This window comes from Amycolatopsis sp. ATCC 39116 (assembly GCF_000231075.2).
Classification (GTDB): Bacteria; Actinomycetota; Actinomycetes; order Mycobacteriales; family Pseudonocardiaceae; genus Amycolatopsis_E; species Amycolatopsis_E tucumanensis.
Map to the genome: position 1 here is coordinate 1 of NZ_AFWY03000086.1, position 18,673 is coordinate 18,673.

At 72.9% G+C, this 18,673-nt stretch carries 20 protein-coding genes; 11 read left to right on the forward strand and 9 right to left on the reverse strand.

Annotated elements, in window-relative coordinates; translation table 11 throughout:
* Window positions 1-301: 301 nt before the first annotated feature.
* Window positions 302-871 carry a TIGR03086 family metal-binding protein gene (locus AMY39116_RS0340340; protein WP_020423269.1) on the reverse strand — a complete coding sequence of 190 codons (570 nt, stop codon included), beginning with the start codon at window positions 869-871 and terminating at the stop codon, window positions 302-304.
* A 56-nt stretch (window positions 872-927) separates the two neighbouring features.
* Window positions 928-1,785, reverse strand: a complete 858-nt coding sequence (locus AMY39116_RS0340345; RefSeq protein WP_020423270.1) for an MBL fold metallo-hydrolase — start codon at window positions 1,783-1,785, stop codon at window positions 928-930.
* 68 nt (window positions 1,786-1,853) lie between these two features.
* Between AMY39116_RS0340345 and AMY39116_RS46945 the strand changes: the two genes are divergently transcribed.
* The 4 genes from AMY39116_RS46945 to AMY39116_RS0340365 are packed head-to-tail and all read left to right on the forward strand — an operon-like array spanning window position 1,854 to window position 4,300.
* Window positions 1,854-1,994 (forward strand): hypothetical protein, encoded by a 141-nt coding sequence (locus tag AMY39116_RS46945; protein WP_020423271.1) that lies wholly within the window; start codon window positions 1,854-1,856, stop codon window positions 1,992-1,994.
* Window positions 1,981-3,285 (forward strand): amidase, encoded by a 1,305-nt coding sequence (locus tag AMY39116_RS0340355; protein ID WP_020423272.1) that lies wholly within the window; start codon window positions 1,981-1,983, stop codon window positions 3,283-3,285. The genes AMY39116_RS46945 and AMY39116_RS0340355 overlap by 14 nt, the downstream gene beginning before the upstream one ends.
* Before the next feature lie 34 nt (window positions 3,286-3,319).
* Window positions 3,320-3,742, forward strand: coding sequence for a DUF5946 family protein (locus AMY39116_RS0340360; RefSeq protein ID WP_027936656.1), 423 nt, complete (start codon window positions 3,320-3,322; stop codon window positions 3,740-3,742).
* Between the two features lie 9 nt (window positions 3,743-3,751).
* Window positions 3,752-4,300, forward strand: a complete 549-nt coding sequence (locus AMY39116_RS0340365) for a TetR/AcrR family transcriptional regulator (RefSeq protein ID WP_020423274.1) — start codon at window positions 3,752-3,754, stop codon at window positions 4,298-4,300.
* A gap of 151 nt (window positions 4,301-4,451) precedes the next feature.
* Here AMY39116_RS0340365 and bla read toward each other — a convergent pair whose 3' ends face one another.
* Entirely contained in the window at window positions 4,452-5,330 is an 879-nt protein-coding gene (gene bla / locus AMY39116_RS0340370) for a class A beta-lactamase (protein WP_039792117.1), read from the reverse strand.
* A gap of 73 nt (window positions 5,331-5,403) precedes the next feature.
* Between bla and AMY39116_RS0340375 the strand changes: the two genes are divergently transcribed.
* Together AMY39116_RS0340375 and AMY39116_RS0340380 are read left to right on the forward strand one after the other, a co-directional pair.
* Complete coding sequence (locus AMY39116_RS0340375) at window positions 5,404-6,279, forward strand: LysR family transcriptional regulator (RefSeq protein ID WP_020423276.1); 876 nt, start codon at window positions 5,404-5,406, stop codon at window positions 6,277-6,279.
* Window positions 6,276-7,175 (forward strand): serine hydrolase, encoded by a 900-nt coding sequence (locus AMY39116_RS0340380; protein WP_020423277.1) that lies wholly within the window; start codon window positions 6,276-6,278, stop codon window positions 7,173-7,175. Before AMY39116_RS0340375 ends, AMY39116_RS0340380 begins: the two co-directional genes overlap by 4 nt.
* Here AMY39116_RS0340380 and AMY39116_RS0340385 read toward each other — a convergent pair.
* The 4 genes from AMY39116_RS0340385 to AMY39116_RS0340400 form a co-directional block, all read right to left on the reverse strand.
* Window positions 7,172-7,513, reverse strand: coding sequence for a DUF1330 domain-containing protein (locus AMY39116_RS0340385; protein WP_020423278.1), 342 nt, complete (start codon window positions 7,511-7,513; stop codon window positions 7,172-7,174). The two genes, AMY39116_RS0340380 and AMY39116_RS0340385, sit on opposite strands and share 4 nt — an antisense overlap.
* An 806-nt stretch (window positions 7,514-8,319) precedes the next feature.
* Window positions 8,320-9,297, reverse strand: a complete 978-nt coding sequence (locus AMY39116_RS0340390; protein WP_027936658.1) for a TAXI family TRAP transporter solute-binding subunit — start codon at window positions 9,295-9,297, stop codon at window positions 8,320-8,322.
* On the reverse strand, window positions 9,194-11,263 hold the full coding sequence (locus AMY39116_RS44345) for a TRAP transporter fused permease subunit (protein WP_020423280.1): 2,070 nt from the start codon (window positions 11,261-11,263) through the stop codon (window positions 9,194-9,196). Before AMY39116_RS44345 ends, AMY39116_RS0340390 begins: the two co-directional genes overlap by 104 nt.
* A 26-nt stretch (window positions 11,264-11,289) precedes the next feature.
* Window positions 11,290-12,003, reverse strand: a complete 714-nt coding sequence (locus AMY39116_RS0340400; RefSeq protein ID WP_020423281.1) for a GbsR/MarR family transcriptional regulator — start codon at window positions 12,001-12,003, stop codon at window positions 11,290-11,292.
* Window positions 12,004-12,085: 82 nt separating this feature from the next.
* Between AMY39116_RS0340400 and AMY39116_RS0340405 the strand changes: the two genes are divergently transcribed.
* On the forward strand, window positions 12,086-13,180 hold the full coding sequence (locus AMY39116_RS0340405) for a cytochrome P450 (protein ID WP_235716325.1): 1,095 nt from the start codon (window positions 12,086-12,088) through the stop codon (window positions 13,178-13,180).
* 418 nt (window positions 13,181-13,598) lie between these two features.
* Here AMY39116_RS0340405 and AMY39116_RS0340415 read toward each other — a convergent pair whose 3' ends face one another.
* Both AMY39116_RS0340415 and AMY39116_RS0340420 read right to left on the reverse strand, forming a co-directional pair.
* The gene (locus AMY39116_RS0340415; RefSeq protein ID WP_027936660.1) at window positions 13,599-14,294 is read right to left on the reverse strand and encodes a hypothetical protein; all 696 of its coding nucleotides are present in this window, start codon (window positions 14,292-14,294) and stop codon (window positions 13,599-13,601) included.
* Window positions 14,295-14,353: 59 nt separating this feature from the next.
* A complete protein-coding gene (locus AMY39116_RS0340420; RefSeq protein ID WP_020423284.1) occupies window positions 14,354-15,244 on the reverse strand; it encodes an intradiol ring-cleavage dioxygenase in 891 nt (296 codons plus the stop codon).
* Window positions 15,245-15,408: 164 nt separating this feature from the next.
* On the opposite strand from AMY39116_RS0340420, the gene AMY39116_RS46480 reads away from it, so the two are divergent.
* The 4 genes from AMY39116_RS46480 to AMY39116_RS44350 form a co-directional block, all read left to right on the forward strand.
* Window positions 15,409-15,663, forward strand: a complete 255-nt coding sequence (locus AMY39116_RS46480) for a hypothetical protein (protein ID WP_157358858.1) — start codon at window positions 15,409-15,411, stop codon at window positions 15,661-15,663.
* 202 nt (window positions 15,664-15,865) lie between these two features.
* The gene (locus tag AMY39116_RS0340425; RefSeq protein WP_020423285.1) at window positions 15,866-16,711 is read left to right on the forward strand and encodes an ESX secretion-associated protein EspG; all 846 of its coding nucleotides are present in this window, start codon (window positions 15,866-15,868) and stop codon (window positions 16,709-16,711) included.
* 19 nt (window positions 16,712-16,730) lie between these two features.
* On the forward strand, window positions 16,731-17,132 hold the full coding sequence (locus AMY39116_RS0340430; protein ID WP_020423286.1) for a hypothetical protein: 402 nt from the start codon (window positions 16,731-16,733) through the stop codon (window positions 17,130-17,132).
* 27 nt (window positions 17,133-17,159) lie between these two features.
* Window positions 17,160-18,673, forward strand: a 1,514-nt coding sequence (locus tag AMY39116_RS44350; protein WP_020423287.1) for a hypothetical protein, incomplete at its 3' end; no start/stop codon positions are given.

The following is an 18,673-nucleotide window of genomic DNA, read 5'->3' on the forward strand; positions in this document are numbered from 1 at the left end:
GATCCGGCGCGCTGCTGCGGACCACCGCCGATTCGGCGCTACCCACCGGATTCAGCGCGCTGCCGCGGGCCGGCCGCCCGCCGCCCCAGCGCGTTGCCCATTGATCCGGCGCGCGGCCCCGCACCGAAATGGCGGCCGGTGGCCGGATGCGCCAAACCCTCCGCAGGCCGGACCACCCACCACCCCAGCGCGCCGCCGCGTGGGTGGTCCGAGGCCTCGGCGGGCCGGACCACCGCCCGGCCCGCGGCCGCGCGCCGAAGCGGCGCCGACCCGCCCAGCCGCGTCCGCTGTCAGGCTTCCCTCACGCGCGGCGCCCCACGAACGCCAGCATCCGCGTCTGCTCGTCGGCGTCCGGCGGCGGCGTCACCTCCGGGCCGAAGAAACCCGGCCGCCGCACGACGTGTTGCCTCGCCCAGTCCGCGGCCAGCGCCACCAGGTCCGCGTCGGCCCGGACGTCCATGCCCAGTGCGTGCCCGATGTCCCAGCTGTGCACCACCGTGTCGGTGATCATCAGCGGCACCACCGCGGCCAGCGGCACCTCGCCGATGCCGGTGATCGACGTGGTCCGCGCCAGCGCCTCCCCGGTCAGCGCGGGCACCGACGCCGCCCGCGCCTTGCGCCACGTCTCCACCGGGTCGTCGCCGGTCCACGTGCCCGGCCGCGGCGATCCCGGCGCGCCCGACCGGTCCGGGTCCGGCTCGCCCACCGCCCACGCCCGCATCTGCCACTGGCCCCAGATCAGATGCCCGGCCACGTCCCGCACGGTCCACTCCGCGCACATCGACGGCACGTCCCACCGGTCGTCCGGCACCGCCGCCAGCACCGCGTCCAGCCCGTCCTGCGCCCGCCGGTACTGCTCCATCAGTTCCATCGCCGACTCCTTTCCTCGGTTGACCCGAGGACGAACGGCGACGACCGGACTCGACATCACGCCGGCAGAATTTTCAGCCCCCCGTTCGCGGTGACGACGCGGCCACCGGTCGGCGGCGGGAAGTGGGTGCCCAGCAGCAGGGTTCCGCTGTCGGCCAGCGACGCCAGCAGCGACCGGCGCGTCGACTCGGCGAGCGCCGGATCGATGTCGACACAACTGGTGATCCCCGGGTGCGCCAGCTGGACCGGGTGGTGCACGCAGTCACCGGTGATCAGCGCGCTGCTGTTCCCGCTGGTCAACCGCACGGCGACGTGCCCGGGGGTGTGGCCGGGCGTGGGGACCAGCCGCACCCCGGGCGCGACCTCGACGCCGCCGTCGGGCACGTCGACCAGGTCGAGCAGCCCCGCGTCCGCCACCGGCTCGACCGAGTCGCGGAACATCTGCCGCCGCGGCTCGTCCATGTCGTAGCCCGACCAGAAGTCCCGTTCGGCGCGTGAGGTCAGGTAGCGGGCCCGCGGGAAGGTCGGCACCCACTCGCCGTCCACCAGCCGCGTGTTCCAGCCGACGTGGTCGGTGTGCAGGTGCGTGAGCACCACCAGGTCCACCGACTCCGGCGCGAACCCCGCCGCCGTGAGCCGGTCCAGGTAGCCGGTGCGCAGGTCGTGCCACGCCGGGTTGGCACGCTGCTTGCCGTCGCCGATGCCGGTGTCGACCAGGATCCGCAGACCGTCGGCCGTGACCGCGAAGCTGTGGCTGGCCAGGCGCAGCACGTCGCCGTCGGCGAAGTCGGGCCGCAGCCAGTCGTGCCGGTTCACGACGTCCGGCGTCGCACCTGGCAACAGCCAGGGACCGGTCTCGGGCGGCAGCAGCACCTCGTCGACCCGCTGCACGGTGATGTCACCCACGAACCACATGGCAACCTCCTAAACGCAATGTGTTTGCGTTAATCTTAATGCAAACGGTTAGCTTTAGGAGGAGGACCATGTCATCCGAAGACCGGCCCGAGGTGGTGGCCACCGCCGACCACATCGACACCGTGGTCGGCGTCCTGCGCGAACTCGACCTCGGCGAGACCGCGCCGGCGGCGGTCTACCGGGCGGGAGAGTCCGATGCGGCCCGCTGACCTGACCCTGGCCGCCGCGGCGGCGGCCGTGCGGAGCCGTGAACTGTCCCCGGTCGAACTGGTCGACGACGTGCTGACCCGCATCGAGGAGGCCGACGCCCGTCTCGGCGCGTACGTCGCCGTCACCGCCGACCGTGCCCGGGACGCCGCCCGCGAGGCCGAGCGCGAGATCGCGACCGGCGGCGTGCGCGGGCCGCTGCACGGAATCCCGATGGGGCTCAAGGACCTGATCGACGTCGCCGGGCTGCCGACCACCGCGAGTTCCCGCGTGCGGGCCGGGCACCGAGCCGAGTCGGACAGCGCGGTCGCGGCCCGGCTGGCGGGGGCCGGCGCGGTCCTGGTCGGCAAGACCCACACGCACGAGTTCGCCTACGGGCTGATCACGCCGCAGACGGTCAACGCCCGCGACGGCGGGCGGATCGCAGGCGGGTCGAGCGGCGGGTCCGCGGTGGCGGTCGCGGCCGGGATGGCGACCTTCTCGCTGGGCACCGACACCGGCGGCTCGATCCGGGTGCCCGCGGCACTGAACGGGGTCGCCGGTTTCAAGCCGAGCTACGACCTGGTGCCGCGGGAGGGGGTGGTGCCGTTGGCCTGGTCGCTGGACCACGTCGGGCCGATCACGCGCACCGCCGAGGACGCCGCGCTGGTGATGGAAGTCCTGTGTGGAGTGTCCACCGTAGAGCCGTCCGGGCTGCGGGTCGGCGTGCCGGGGAACTACTACTTCGACCACGTCGACCCCGAGGTCGAATTGGCGGTGCGGGCGGGAATCAGCCGGCTGGAGGCGCTCGGCGCGCGGCTGGTGGATGTCGAAATCCCCATGACGCGGTACGTTCAGGGAGTCCAATGGGGACTGATGGTCCCGGAAGCAAGCGCTTACCACGACCCGACTGTGCACGCGGTGTCCGAGCTCTACGCCGCGGACGTGCGGGTGCTGCTCGAAGCCGGGCGCCGGATGTCCGCTGTGGACTACCTGCGGGCCCAACGGGCACGGACGCTCATGCGGCGTGAGTGGTCGCGTCTGATGGAGACGGTCGACGTGATCGCCGCCCCGGCCGTGCCGGTCACCGCGGTGCCGGTGGGGCAGGAGAGCGTGACCTGGCCCGACGGGACGATGGAGAGCGTCTCGGATGCCTACGTGCGGTTGTCGGCGCCGGCCAACATCACCGGGCTGCCGTCGCTGACCGTGCCTGTGGGGGAGGACCGGGCGGGGCTGCCGATCGGGATGCAGCTCATCGGCCGCGCCGGGGGTGACGGCGTGGTGCTGGGGCTGGGCCGGGCGTTCGAGCGTTGACCCTCCAGCCGGTGGAGACGCTAGCGTCGGACGCGTGACGTGTGCGGAGTGCGGTGGGGCCGGTCCCTGCGATGAGTTGTTCCAAGTGGTGCTGGCGCTGGACCACTCGCGGCAGGAGCCGTGGGGGCCGTTGCACGGGGTGACCGTGGGGTGTTTCCTGCTGCAGCACCCGAGCCGGCTGCCGGAGCGGGACCGGGGGCGGAACTGGGCGATCGTCCGCGCCTTCGTGGACGGTGGCCGCCCCGCGGTGGCCGGTCTCACCGCGGCGGTCCGCCGGGCCAACTCGCACCGTGCCCGTGGTGCGCTGCCGGAGTTCGATGCGCCGCCGGGTGGCGCGGGGCCGTTCGAGGTCACGATCGCCGACGTCGCCCAGGACGGGACGTTTCCGGCGGCGGGGTTCGAGGAGCGGGTCCGGGCCTGGGCGCGGGCCACGCTTGACGCACAATCGTTGCGTTAAGCTGGGGGTGTGAGCCGCAAGCCGATGGTGCGCCCCGGCGGCCGCAGCGCGCGGGTGCAGGAGTCCGTGCACGCCGCGGTTCGTGCCCTGGAGGCCGAGGCCGGGCGGGAGGCGCTGACGGTGCCGCTGATCGCCGCGCGGGCCGGCGTGACGCCGTCGACGATCTACCGCCGCTGGGGCGACCTGCACGAGCTGCTGTCGGACGTCGCGGTGGAACGCCTCCGGCCCGAGTCGCCGCCCGAGGACCACGGCTCGCTGGGGACTGACCTGGCGGCGTGGGCGGAGCAGTTCCTGGAGGAGATGTCCGCGCAGCCCGGGCGCGCCTACATCCGGGACGCGCTGCTCGGGGACGACACCAACGCCGGCCGGTGCTCGGCGTACGCGGCGGAACAGATCGAGGTGATCGTGGCGCGAGCGGCCCAGCGCGGCGAGGCGGCGCCGCAGGTGGAGACGGTGCTGGACCACGTGGTGGCGCCGATGATGTACCGGATCCTGTTCCGCCCGGACGGCCTGTCGCCCAGCTACGCGCGGCGGCTGGTGGAGGAGTTGCTGGGCTGAGCTTTTGCCGGATGGCTGGACCTCTCGCGCGGTCACCGCTGTTCCTGCCGTGGGCACGAGCGGGCCGCCAACCGGAGCACCGACTTGATGGGCTGGGCAATCGCGCGCACACGATTGGCCCAACCCCGATCAAGCCGCAGAGCAACCCCACCTACCGCAGCGCTTCGACCACCCGCGAGGTCGCCTCGGCGAGCAGCTTGTTGTCGTACGAAGCGTCGGCGGTCGCTCGGCTCGACATCAGCGCCAGCACGATCGGCGCACGGTTCGGCGGCCAGATCACCCCGATGTCGTTGCGGGTGCCGTAGTCGCCGGTGCCCGTCTTGTCCGCCACCGGCCACTCGGACGGCACGCCGGCGCGGATGAGCTCCGTCCCGGACTTGTTGCGGCGCATGGTCCCGGCCAGCAGATCCCGCTTGCCGGCAGGCAACGCCTCGCCCAGGAGGAACGCTCGCAGGCTGCCCGCCATCGCCCGCGGAGTGCTCGTGTCCCGGACGTCGCCGGGAATGGCCGAGTTCAGCTCGACCTCGAGCCGGTCCGGGTGGGTCGTCGTGTCGCCGATCTCGCGCAGCACGGCCGCCAGCCCTGCCGGGCCGCCCACCTCCGCGAACAGCAGGTTCGCCGCCGTGTTGTCGCTCTGCAGCAGCGCCGCCTCGGCCGCCTCGCGCACCGTCACGCTCCGCCGGTCCTTCGTGATCGGCGAGTTCGGCTGGATCTCCGCGTCGGTGTAGGTCACCACTTTGTCCAGGTCGACGTTCCGCCGCAGCACGGCGCCCGCCAGCAGCGACTTGATCGCCGACGCGTAGTTGAACCGCTCGTCGGCCCGGTGCGCGATCTCCCGCCCGGTCCCGGTGTCGATCGCGTACACCCCGAGCCGCGCGTCGAACCGCGCTTCCAGATCGGCGAAGTCCACCTGCGGCGCCGGCGCGACGGTCGAAGCGGCGGGCGGCGGCGGGGGCGGTTCCGCGGCACACGCCCCGACCAGCCCGAACACGAGCAGGACCACCACGGCGCGAAGAGTTCGAACAAGCATGGCCCCAGCCTCCCGTGCCCACTCGATGCCGTCGAAGACGAAAAAGACAGTTTCCATGCGGATCCGGCATAAGATGCGCGGCGTGGATCTCGTCGGCGCCTGCCGGGCCTTCGTCAGCGTCAGCGAGCGCGGCAGCTTCACCCTCGGCGCGGCCGCGGCCGGCATCCCCCAGCCGGTCGCCAGCCGCCGCATCGCCGCGCTCGAACAGCACCTCGGCGACCGGCTCTTCGACCGCTCGACCCGGCGCGCGGTGCTGACGCCGTTCGGCCGCGACGTGCTCCCCGCGGCCGAACGGCTGGTCCGCCTCGCCGACGCCTTCGAACACGACGCCCGCCGCGCGCGCCGCCGCCCGTTGCGGCTCGCCGTGCCGGACTGGTGCTCCGCCCGCGAGCTCGCCCACCTCGACGCCGAAGCCCGCGACCACGACCTCGTCCTCGACTTCCGCCCCGCGCCGCCCGCCGAACGCGCCGGCCTCGTCCGCACCCAGGAGGTCCGCGCCGCCCTCACCGCGGTCCCCGAGGACGAAGCCCGCTGGCGGGTGCCGCTCGGTGTGGCCGCAGCGGTGCCGCCGGCCGCGCACACGGTCTACCTGGAAACCCTGCGCGTCGGCCGCGGCGACGACGGCCCGGCGCGGCGCGTGTGGCTGCAACCCGAGGACGACGTGCCGCACATCCGCGACCGGCTCACCCACCTGCGTGACGCCCTCGGGCTGCGGCCCTCGCAGGTCGTCACCGCGGAGTCGCTGGTCACCGCGGTCGCCGACGTGCTCGGCACCGCCGACCTCCTGCTCTGTTCGGAGGCGCAGGCCGCCGAGCTGGACCTGCACTGGCGGCCGCTCGGCGAGGTCCGCCTGGTCCGCGGCTACGCGCTGGCCACGACGTACAGTGACGACAGCGAGCGCCTGCGGCCGCTGTCGCGGTCGATCGGCCGATGCCTGGGGGAGACGTGAACACCGAAGCGCTGCTGCGCGAGCTGCGGGACCAGCTCGACGACGCCGGCCTGCGCGGCTCGTTCCTGGTGCGGGACCTGCGCAGCGGCGAGGAGATCGCGATCGAGCCGGACGCGCAGTGGCCGTCCGCGTCGCTGGTCAAGGTGCCGCTCGCGGTCGCCACGCTGGAACGGATCCGGCTCGGCGAACTCGACGGCGCCACCCAGCTGGACATCGAACCCGGCCGCATCACCACTCCCGGCCCGACCGGGCTGAGCCGGTTCCGCCACCCGGCGCGCGTCGCCGTCGACGACCTGCTCTACCTCAGCACGGCGATCAGCGACGGCGTCGCGGCCGACGCGTTGTTCGGCCTCACCCCGCCGCCCGAGGTCGCCCGGATCCTGAAGGGGTTCGGCATCGAGGGCATCACCGTCCGGCACCCGGTGCAGGAGCTGGCCGACACACCCGCGGAACGCTTCGAGCGCGGCGAGGTGCACCTGGCGTACGCGCTGGCCGTGGACGCGGGCACCGCCGGGCGCGGGCACCGCATCCCGCAACTCGACGTGACCCGCGCGAGTTCCGGTTCGGCGCGGGCGTTCGCGGACCTGCTGCAGGCGCTGTGGACGCCGTCGGCGATCCCCGCCGAGGTCGCCGCCCGGGTGCGGGAACTGATGCGGCACAACGTGGTCCGGCACCGGCTCGCGCCGGACTTCGTCTCCGACGCGTCGGTGTGGTCGTCCAAGACCGGCACGGTGCTGACGCTGCGGCACGAGATCGGGGTGGTCGAGCACGCCGACGGGCAGGCCTTCGCGGTGGCGGCGCTGACCGAGTCGCGCGTGGCGGCGGCGCAGCAGCCCGGCGCGGAGGCCGTGATGGCGCGGGTCGCCCGCCGGCTGCGGGACCACCTGCGGCTCTAGGCCATCGCGGCGCGCATCGCCTCGCCCATCGCCGCGGAGTCGTGGCCGGCGTCGACGCCGTCGACGATCACGACGCTGCCCGGGATGTGGTCCGCGCGCAACGGCACGATCTCCTGGTAGGCGGGGGAGTCGTACCAGGTGCGGGCGTCGGCGGCGGTGGGGAAGCCGATCATCACCAGGTGGCCGGGCCAGTCGCCCTCGCGAACCTCGACGGGCGCGCCGTGGACGAGGAACCGGCCGCCGAAGGGATCCAGGGTCGACTGGATGCGCTCCAGGTACTCGGCGACGTCGGGGTGCGGCTCGGCGGGCATCAGGTGTGCGATGACGTAGGCGGTCATGGGGTCCGTCCTTTCCGGAGGCTGATGACCCCATCCTGTGGCCTGCGGCGCGGGGCGTCGATTACGCGGGAGGTAATGCGGGGGCGGAGGTCGCGGGTAACGGCGCCTCCCGGGCCGGGTCACGGCCCGGGAGGTGGCCGGTCGCGAGCGGGTGGCGGCTTGGTTTGGGGGAGGCGGGCTGTTTCCGCGGGTGGCCAGCTCCGGGCGGTTGGGTGGCCGGGGTTGCGGCGAGGTGGCTGGTCGTGAGCGGGTGGTGGCGTGGCTTGGGGGAGGCGGGCTGTTTCCGCGGGTGGCCAGCTCCGGGCGGTTGGGTGGCCGGGGTTGCGGCGAGGTGGCCGGTTGTGAGCGGGTGGTGGCCTGGCGTGGGGGGCCGGCTGTTTTCGGCGGGTGGCGGTCAGCTCCGGGCGGTTGGGCGGCCGGGGTCGCGGCGAGGTGGCCGGCCCGAGCAGGTAGCGGCCTGCTCCGGGGGAGGCTGGCTGTTTCCGGCGGCGGGCAGCCTCGTTCCGGGGAGGCGGCGCGGTTCCGGCGAGTGGTGACCGGGCTCGTGTGGGAGCCACCGGCGTGCCCGCTCCGGCGGTTGGTCACCGGAGCGGTTCCGGCTTTGCTCGCGCGCAGGCATCCGCCCGGGCTTCCTCCGGAAGCCACCGCGCCCCGGAAGTCACCGGCGCGTCCCGGAGGTCACCGGCGCGGCCCGGCATCCTCCGGAATCCACTGCCCCTCCCGGAGGTCACCGGCGCGACCCGGCCTCCTCCGGGAGGCCACCCTTCCCGAAGATCACCGGCGCGAGCCGGTCCCACCACCGCCGCTCACGGAGTCGCCAGTGCCTGCTGCGATCCGGGGTGCATCGGCACCGGCTGGGTGCGTGTGGCGTTCTCCCGGGTGATCTCCTTCGCCGCCGGGTGCACGCTCTCCAGCTCGGCCTTCTTGTCGAAGATCAGCTTGGTGATCGCGCACGCGTCGCTCGCCGGGAAGTCCTCCCGCACCAGCAGCAGGTTCGGCACCACGATCGTCGGCACGTCCGCGGGCTGCCCGTACGTCGCCGCGGGGATCGTGCCCGTGTCGTACACCGGGTTGATCTGCTTGAGCGCCGCCAGCTGCGGGGTGATGTCGATGAACTTCACCTGCCCCTTCATCGTCGTCGTGATGTCGGTGATCTGCGCCGTCGGCAGGCCACCGGACCACACCAGCCCGTCGATCGTGCCGGACTTGATGCCGTCCGCGGTCTTCGCCAGGTCCAGCCGCTGCGCCTGCACGTCGGTGTCCGGGTTGAGCCCCGCCGCCTGCAGCAGCCGGTTCGCGATCACCTCGGTGCCGGACTTCGGCGAACCCGTGGAGATCCGCTTGCCGCGCATGTCGGCGATGCTGTTGATCCCCGAGTCGGTGCGCACGAGCACCTGCGTCGAGTTCGGGTAGATCCGCGTCAGCGCCTGCACCTTCTGCGGCTTGCCGTCGAAACTCCCCTTGCCCTGCACCGCGTCCGCCGCGGTGTCGGCCAGCGAGAACGCGATGTCGTAGGTGCCGTCGACCAGCTGCTGGATGTTCTGCACCGACGCGCCGGTCTCCGCCGCGGTCGCCTTCAGCCCGGTGTTGTTGCTGATCAGCTGCGCGAGCCCGCCGCCGAGCACGTAGTACACGCCGCCGCTGTTGCCGGTGGCGATGGTGAGCCTGCCGCTGCCGGCCTCACACCCCTGGCTCCCGCCCGCCGCCGGCTGGTTCGGTTGCTTCCCGCCGCAGCCCGTCGCGATCAGGGCCGCCGCCACCAGCACCGTCAGCAGTCGTTTCATGCCGCCTCCTTCTGATCACGAGGTGCGCGGCCGTCGCGGCCACGCCGAAGGCCAGGCCCGCCACGATCGGCCCCGGCTCCAGGTAGAGCAGGCACACCGCGGCGGGCACGAAGAGCACGCGGACCACCGGGTGGACCGGCCCGAACAGCCACCCGCCGGTCACCACGCCGAGCGCGGCGACGGCGAGCGCGGACACCGCCAGCACCCACACCACCGTCACCGCCCCGGACTGGAGCAGCAGCGCCGCCCCGTTGTCGGTGAGCACGAACGCGATCGGCACCAGGAACGCAGGCAGCGTGTACTTCCAGCACTGCCACATGGTCTTCATGACCCGGCCACCGGTGATCGCCGCCGCCGCGACCGCCGCCAGCGCCGTCGGCGGCGTCACCTCCGACAGCACCGCGTAGTAGAAGATGAACATCGCGCGCTCGGCCGGCGCCACGCCCAGCGTCTCCAGCGCCGGCGCGATCACCACCCAGGCGATGATGAACGACGCCGTCACCGGCACCGCCAGCCCGAGCACCCCCACCGCGACCGCGGACAGCAGCACCGTCAGCACCAGCACGACCGTCGCGTTGTCGGTGACCGCCCGCGCCACGTCGACCAGCGCGTCGGCGAGTTCCAGGCCCAGCCCGGTCTTGGTGATCGTGGACGTGATCACCCCGGCCGCGGCGCACACCGCGATCACCGGCAGCGCGCCCCGCACGCCCCGGGACAGCGCGCCCACCATGTCCACCGCCCAGCCGCGCAGGTCCCGCCGCCGGGCGATCAACGCGAACAGCGCCGCCACCCCGGTCGCGTACACCACGGCCGCGAACGGCGGGATGTCCAGCGCCAGGAACACCACGATGATCGCCAGCGACAGGAAGTGGTAGCCGCCGCGCAGCAGCAGCCGCCACGGGTCGCCGCGCTCGACGTCCACCGGCTTGGCGTGGAAGCGGCGCGCGTCGGCCTCCATCGCGAACACGATGCCCAGGTAGTAGAGCAACGTCGGCACCGACGCCCAGATCAGCACGGTCAGGTAGGAGGTCTGCAGGTACTCGGCGATGATGAACGCGGCCGCGCCCAGCGTCGGCGGCGACAGGATCGCCCCGATGCCCGACGCGGCGAGCAGGCCGCCCGCGTGCTCCTTCGGGTACCCGGCGCGCTTGAGGATCGGCCAGGTGATCGAGCCGAGGCTGACCGCGGTCGCGGTGCCCGAGCCGGACACCGTGCCCAGCAGGAACCCGGACAGCACCGTCGTGCGGCCCGGCGCCGTGCGGGACCGGCGGAACGCGGCGAAGGAGATGTCGACGAAGAACCGTCCCGCGCCGGAGGCCTCCAGCACCGCGCCGTAGATCGTGAACAGCACGATGTAGCTGGCGGCCACGTCCAGCGGGGTGCCGAAGAAGCCGCTCGCGTCGTTGTAGAGGGCGTTGATGATCTGGCTGAAGTCCACGCCGGCGTGCGCGATGCCCCAGTCCGGCGGCAGGTAGCCGCCGTAGTAGGCGTAGGCGAGGAACAGCAGGCAGACGACCGGCAGCACCCAGCCGGTGGTGCGCCGGGTGGCCTCCAGGATGAGCAGGAGCAGCAGCGCGCCCGCGACGATGTCGAGCGTGGACAGCTGGCCCTGCCGGTCGAGGAAGTCGTCGTAGCCGGACAGCACCGGGTACAGGCCCACGACCAGCGCCACCACGGACAGCGCCCAGTCCAGCAGCCACGGGTTGTCCGGGGAGCGCCGCGACCGCGCCAGCGGCCGGTAGCAGAGGAACACCAGCGGCAGGGTGCAGCCGAGGAAGATCACCAGGTAGAACTGGTTGCCCTTGCTGTAGGGGAAGAAGACCTGCTTCAGCACGAGCAGGGCGACCGCGAGCGCGGCCAGGTACACCAGCAGGTCGGGCCCCCGCGACAACCGCCGCGCTGGCCGTTCTTCGTCGTGCTCGGCGACGATGTCGCTGACCTCGTCGCCCTTCACGGGCTTGGTCATCACCGCTCCTTTGCGATGATCACACCTTAGGTCGCGTACCCGTCATACGGAAGGTTTCGCCAGTGCTCGGCCGCCTGTGCCATGTCGCGGCGCAGGTGCTCGAAGAACCGGCCGGTGTCCCGCAGCCGGGCGCCGGCGGGGGAGTCGCCGAACACGTGCGCGCCCTGCCGCGCGCAGTCCGCCCACAGCGTCATCGACCGGACGCTGACCAGCCACGCCTGGTACCAGACGTGCTCGTCGATGACGTACCGCTGGCGGCGGCCGTCGCGTTCGCGCCGCGCCAGGCCGCGCTCCTCGAGCCAGCGGACCGCCTTGGACACCGAGGCGGGGCTGACTCGCAGCCCGGCGGTGAGCTCGGCCGCGGTGAGGCTTCCGGTGTCGCAAGTGAACAGGCGGACGAGGACCTTCGCCATCATCGGCGGCACCCCGGTCTGGACCATCACCGCGGCGAAGTCCTGCTCGAACCGCCGCGGATCGCCCCCGCTCGCCGCGGGTGGTTCGGGCGCCGGGACCGGCCTGCGGCGGTGGGCACGCCAGGCGGTGGCCTGCTGGGCGCGGTCGGCGCGGTAGCCGTGGGCGCCGCCGTTGCGGGCGACCTCGCGGATGACCGTCGACTTGGGCCGTCCCAGCCTGCGGCCGATCTCCGCGTAGCTGAGCCCCATCGCCAGCCCGGCGGCGATGCGCCGGCGTTCGCCGAACGTCAGCCGGGTACGGGCCGGTGCATTCGGTTCCACGCTCATTGCACCGATGCTAGATCACCGACCTGGGAGTTCCTTGTTTGCCGGTTGCTCCGCGTTCGCCGGTGTTCCTAGCGTTCGCGGAATGCTGAAGCGATTGACCTACCCGGACGGGCACCTCGGCTGGGTGGCGACGAGCTACCAGACCGTCCGCGCGGTGCTGGCCGACCCGCGGTTCAGCGCCCGGTCGGACCTGCGGCACATGCCGGTCCCCGGCGCGCCCGGCAACGGGGTGCCGGCGCGTCCCGGGATGTTCAACTCGATGGATCCGCCGGAGCACACGCGCTACCGCCGCCTGCTCGCCGGCCAGTTCACGGTCCGGCGCATGCGGCAGCTGACGGGGCGCGTGCGCGAGATCGTCGACGAGCACCTCGACGCCATCGCCGGGGCGAGCGGGCCGGTGGACCTGGTGCGTGCCTGGGCGCGGCCGATCCCCGCGCAGGTCATCTGCGAGCTGCTCGGGGTGCCCTACGCGGACCGCGCGCGGTTCCAAGGGCACGCGCTGGACCTGTTCCGCCTGGACCGGACGCCGGAGCAGGCCGCAGCGGCGTACTCGGCGGTGCACGAGTTCGTGCGCGACCTGGTGGCGGCCAAGCGGGACGCGCCTGCCGACGACCTGCTGAGCGGCCTCACCGCGGCCGACCTCACCGACGAGGAACTGGTCAACATCGGCTTCGTGCTGCTCGGCGCGGGCCTGGACACCACGGCGAACATGCTCGCGCTGGGCGCGTTCACGCTGCTCACCCACCCCGGCGCGGCGGAGGTCCTGCGCGCCGAGCCGGGGCGGGCGGTCGAGGAGCTGCTGCGCTACCACAGCGTCATCCCGTTCACGGTGCGCGCGGCGCTGGCGGACATCGAGCTGGACGGCGAGCGGATCGCCGCGGGCGAGTGCGTCACCGTGTGCCTGCCCGAGGCCAACCGCGACCCCGCGCGCTTCCCCGATCCGGACGTGCTCGACCTGCTCCGGCCGTCCGCCGGGCACGTCGCGTTCGGCCACGGCGTGCACCAGTGCCTCGGCCAGCAGCTCGCCAGGGTGGAGCTGCAGGTCGCGTTGCCGGCGCTGGCGACGAGGTTCCCGTCGCTACGGCTCGCGGTGCCGGCCGCGGATGTCGTGTTGCGGACGGGAAGTCTGGTGCGCGGGCTGGCGGAGTTACCGGTGATCTGGGCGACTGAGCGGTAGAGGTGTGTCTGGTGACGGGGATGTCGACCGGGATCGTGGCGCGGATGGCGGCGTTGCGGGAAGCCGGAGACCACGCGCTGCCGATGGACGCCTGCGAGGGCGAGGACCTCGAACGCGCCGCCGCCGGCGGTGGAGGACGTGCCGCTCGCCTTGGCGCGGGACCAGTTGGCGGTCAACCTGCTCAAACCGGCGCGGCTGGTCCAGCTCGTCAGCTGCGCGGCCGTCCCGTCCTCGAAACAGGTCCTGATGATGCCGGGCTGGACGACCACGACGTCGATCCCGAACGGCGCGACCGCCCTGCGGAGACCCGCTACGCCATCGGCTGGATGCCGGAGAAATTGCTGGAGCTCAACGCCCCCTGCCGCTCCGCGAGTTCGACGCGCTGGTCACCCGCGTGCTGTAGGGCCACTGTGGACGGTCAGGCGTGTTCGCCGAGGTTCCACTCCCAGCCGTTGAAACCGTCCAGCCCGTACGGGGCCAGCACGAGGCTTCCGGTGGTGTTGCGGGAATCCAGGACCACCGTGCCGACGTAGTTCTGGCCCGGCGAGAGCGCGAGCGGGAACAGCTTGCTGCGCGACAGGCAGCCGATCGCCGGTGCGCTGCTGAGGCTGCCGCCGGTTTCGGTGACGCCGTCCGGGCCGATGATCGAGAAGTTGTTCGGGTTCAGCAGGCTCGGCGCGAAGTCGCCGCTCATCGACGACGACGTCGTCACCGTCATGTCCAGGAAGATGAACCGCCCGTTCTCCGGCTTCTGCGCGTACGGCTCCATGCAGCGGCCGCCCACGGTGACCTTGGTGAGCGTGAAGGCGACCTCCGGCCGGCCGGCGTGGCTGCCGAAGCCGATGGTCTCGCCGATCTTCACCTCGACGTTTCGCCGGGGGTTGACCGGGATCACCGGCGTCGGCGACTTCGAGGTCGTGGGCCGGGGCCGGGAGCTGGTGGCGGGCGCGGCTTTGATGCTGCCGTCGTCTGCCGTGACGGCGAGCGTGACGCCGACGGACACCCCGGCGACGACGAGCGCACCGGCGATCGCGAGGGCGACGATGGCGCCGATGTTGCGCCGCGGCGGCTGCGGCCACTGCGGGTAGGGGTAGCCGGGCGGCTGACTGGTCACGAAGATCCTCCTGATCGGTGCGCACGGCTTGTCGTGGGCAGGAGGATCTTCGTTACCGGCTAGCGCGACGGCGGTGTCCCACCCGGACCGGAGCCGGCGGACGGGGCGGTCCGGGTGTCCACGCGCACCGCGAGGCTCACGGTGTAGCCGCCGGTGACGTCCCCGGTGACGGTCGCCAGCTGGGAGGCGCCGCCGTCGTCACCGAAGACGTTGTCGGTGGACAGGCTCACCTTCCGCAGGTTCGCGACGGAGTCCTCGTAACCGGACTGCTGGTAGACGGTCTGGCACACGTCCTGCGGCAGCGCGACCTGCGAGGTGGCGATCGCGTTCGACGAGTCGGCGATGCTCGCCTGATCGGGGTAGACCTCGAAGTGGATGTGCGGCCACCGGCCGTCGTAGCAGGCCGGGAAGACGCTGGTGAACCGCACGCGTCCGTCGGCATCGGCGATCTGCACGCCACGCAGGAAGTTCTGGTCCTCGACGCCGTCGGAGTACATCGAGTAGCCGCCCTCGCGGGTGCAGTGCCACACGTACACCGCGACGCCGGCGAACGCGGCGCCGCCGTTGGCCAGGTCGGACACGGTCAGCTCCAGCGTCATCGGCACGCCCTCGGCGGTGCCGGTGAACTCGCCGAAGCTGGAGCGGATGTCGCTGCGCACGATGCCGCTCTGCGCCAGCACGTCCGGCCCGTTGGAGCCGTCGCCGGGGTAGGGGCCCGCCGTTTCGTCCGGGATTTCGCCCGTCGTGGCCGAGGTGGTGGTCGTCGTGGAGCCGGTCGACCCGGCGCCGCACGCGGTGAGCGCGACACCGGCCGCGCCGATGCCGAGGAACCGCAACGCCCGGCGGCGGTCCAGCAGCGTGCCGATGTCGAAGCCGAGTCCCTGGTCGACGACTTCGTCGTGCGGGCGGGGGAGGGGGCGGCCCTGGTAGGCGGGCTGGTTGTCTCGCATGGGCACCATCGTCGGGTCTCGTGCTGTGTGCCGGGTTTGCCTAGTCTGTGAGGCGGGCAAGCGTTCTGGGAAGAGGGCGGGGCGGGACGATCACCGGAGCGACCGAGCCGCGGCTCAACTTCCGCAAGCCGGCGCCGTCGCTGCGCGCGGGCGACGTGTTCGCGATGCTGCTGCCGGACGGACGATATGTACCTTTTCGGCCGTATCGTCACGACGAACGCGGCCGGCCCGATGGGCAAGTGCATTGCGCGACCGTCGAGCACCGGCCGTTGTTGCCCGGCGCGGTGCTGCCGGTGCATTGTTTCCACGAGCTGATCCGGGACCGCTGCGTCGACAGCATCCACATCCCGGACGCGCGTCGCTCACCCCATGACACCCGTGCTCAAATGAGCGCCCGCCGCGTGCCCGCGTGCCCCTGATTCGCGGCTCTTTCGGGCAACGCCGGAGGAAAACGGCGTTCCGTCACCCCTCCGGTGCGTTGTGATCTCCACCGTGTGCCGGTGGGTCGCTCGACAGCGGGCGCCCCGGCGCCGACACTGATCAACGAACAAGCCACACTGGCCGTCCACGCCTCACGGCCCCGCGTCCGAGGCCGGAATCCGAAAGGTGACACAAGCGTCGATGGTGTCTCGGTTCGACTTCACGCTCGGCAGCGTGGAGGCCGTCGTCGTCGGGCGGGCGCTGGGCGTCGACGTCCGCGTGTTCCCCCTGCGCATCAGCCACACCACCGTGGACCCGCTCCGCTTCGCCAGACTCGCGCTCCGGGTGCACGCCGACCTCGAGGACCGCGGCCTGTCCACCCGCGGCCGGCTCGACCCGGGCGTGCGCACCGCGTTCGAGCTGCTCGGCGACCACCGCGTCACGGTCACCGCGAGCGGGACCGACTCCCGCGCCGGTGACCTCGCCGTGCACGCCGCCACCGACGGCGCGCAGGCGCTCGTGATCCGGCAGGCCCCCGGCGAGGACAGGCTGTGGTTCTCCCTGTTCCCGGACGAGGACCTGGTGCCCCGCGTGGCCGGCTCGCTCACCCCGGCCGACCCCGCGCCGGGCACCCCGCTGTCGGTGTCGCGCCGCGAGGACGAGCGCCCGCGCTCGGCGCTGGCCGCGCTGCGCCAGGCCGAGGAGGAGTTCGACGAGGAGGAGACCGAGGCCTTCGGCAGCCTCCAGGTCACCACGGTCGTGCGGTCGCGGCGGCCCGCGCGCGCCCGCGCGGTGTCCGAAGAGGACCGGCTCGAAGAGGTCTTCGCGGCCCCGCGGCGCGGCGGCGGCTACTTCACCGCGCACGGCCGCGGACGCCACGGCGAACGCCGCTCGGCCACCCCGGTCACGTGGCTGGACACCGAGGACGGGCGGTACCTGGTGAGCACCCGGACCGACGCGACCGGGACGATCACCGCGACCTACACGCCCGCGGGGTTCCCGGCGGTCGCCGAAGCCGTCCGCGACATGATCGCTGCCGTCTACTGAGATCGGGGAGGAACCGGGGATGAGCGAGGAAGCGCCGAAGGCGGAGAAGGCGGTCCGGATGGTGCAGGCGGTCGCGTTGAAGCGGCTGGCCACCGAGGGCGGGTTCGCCGTCGACGAGCGGACCGGCGACAAGATGATCCAGGCGCTGCAGGGCATCGTCGACGCGCTCGAGTCGCGCTGGTCGGCGCTGCAGGCGTTCGGGCAGGCGCCGCCGATGAGCGACACCACCACCGCGAAGTGGGTGTCGGACGTGATGGTGAAGACCGCGAGCGACGAGCGCGGCCTGCTCACCCAGCTCACGCAGGCCAAGGCCGAACTGCCCACCTACATCGAGGCGATCAAGCTCGCCCAGAAGAACTACCGGTCCCAGGATGGCGACACCGGGACCACGTTGCGGCGATACCGCGCCGAGCAGGCCTGACCGAGCAACCTCGAAGGGGAGAAGATCGTGGAGCTGTCCGACGTCGGCGGCGGGGTGCAGGACGTCACCGCGGACCCGAGCTCGCCGTACTACATCGGTCCCATCGGCCACGACCACACCTCGGGTGACGAGATCCGCGAGGAGGTCACCAAGCAGGTCGACGAGGAGATCGCGAAGGGCTGGCTGGGGGACGTCGTCACCCCGCTGCTGCGCGACGAGACCATCCAGCGGCGCTACGAGCAGCGCATCGTCGCCGTCCGCGACAGCGTCGACGACGGGGTCGAGATCCGCGACCACGGCCCGGCGCCCAGCTCGCTGTGGGACAACGCGACCCACCAGCAGATGCTCGACGCCATCACCACCAACGCCGACTCCGCCGCGGTCGCCGTCACCTCCGAGGAGTGGGTGCGGCTGGGCAAGGAACTCACCGAGCACCAGCAGAACCTGGCCGACGCCATCAACGACAGCCTCGCCGACTGGCAGGGGGAGGGCGGCGACGCGGCCCGCAAGCACCTCGCCGACGTCGGCCTGTGGCTCGGCAACACCGCCAAGGGCGCCACGCTCACCGGCCGCCAGCAGGAGATCCACTCGCAGGCGCTGAACGAGACGCAGAAGCAGATGGCGGCCAACCCGCCGGTGAACTTCGACGTGCAGGCCGCCAACGCGCACCTGCAGACGATCACCGACCCGGTCGTGTACGCGCAGCAAGCGCAGCTCGACCAGCAGGCGCTGCAGCAGTCGGAGGCCGCACGCCAGCAGGCCGCGCGGATCATGACCCAGTACGACGACACCGTCGCCGGCGCCACCATCACCCCGGCGTTCGTCGCGCCGCCCAAGCTGGGCGGGCCGAACGCGCAGATCGCGTCGCTGCGCACCGGCGCGACCGGGCCGGCTTCGGCGCGGATCCCGGCCACCGAAGCCGGTGCCGCGCAGGCCGCGAGCCTGCGCTCGGCTCCCACCGCGGGCGCTCCCGCGGCCGCCGGCGCGGGCACCGGGGACGTGACCGCGGCGGTGGCCGCGGCGAACCTGAACCCCCCGTCGCTGCCGACCGGGACCTCCGTCCCCGGGACCGCCGTGCCCGGCCTGGACACCTCGGGCGCAGGCACCGGGGTCGGCGCGCCCGCGCTGAACACCTACAGCGGTGCGTCCGGCTACGGCAGCGGAACCGGCGCCGTGCCACATCTGTCCACTCCGGACTACCCGACCGGGACCCCCGGGAACTACAGCGGCGGCACGCTGGAGAACCACGCGTCCGTGCCCGACCTCGACATCCCGGACTCGACGGTGGCCGCCTCGGCGGTCGACACCGGCACGTCCGGCAGCTCGTCGGCGCGCATGCCGACCATCGGCTACTCCGGCGGTATCAACGGCGACAGCATCGCCAGCCGTCTCGGCGGGCCCACTGTGAGCGGCAACCCGCTGGCCGGGCTCGACTCTGTCAGTGGCCCGGCGGGCACCCCGCTCGGCGGCGGCACCAGCACCGGGGCCAAGGGCCTCGGCGGCGCGGGCGGTGCCGGCGCGGCGGCGCTCAAGGGCCTCGG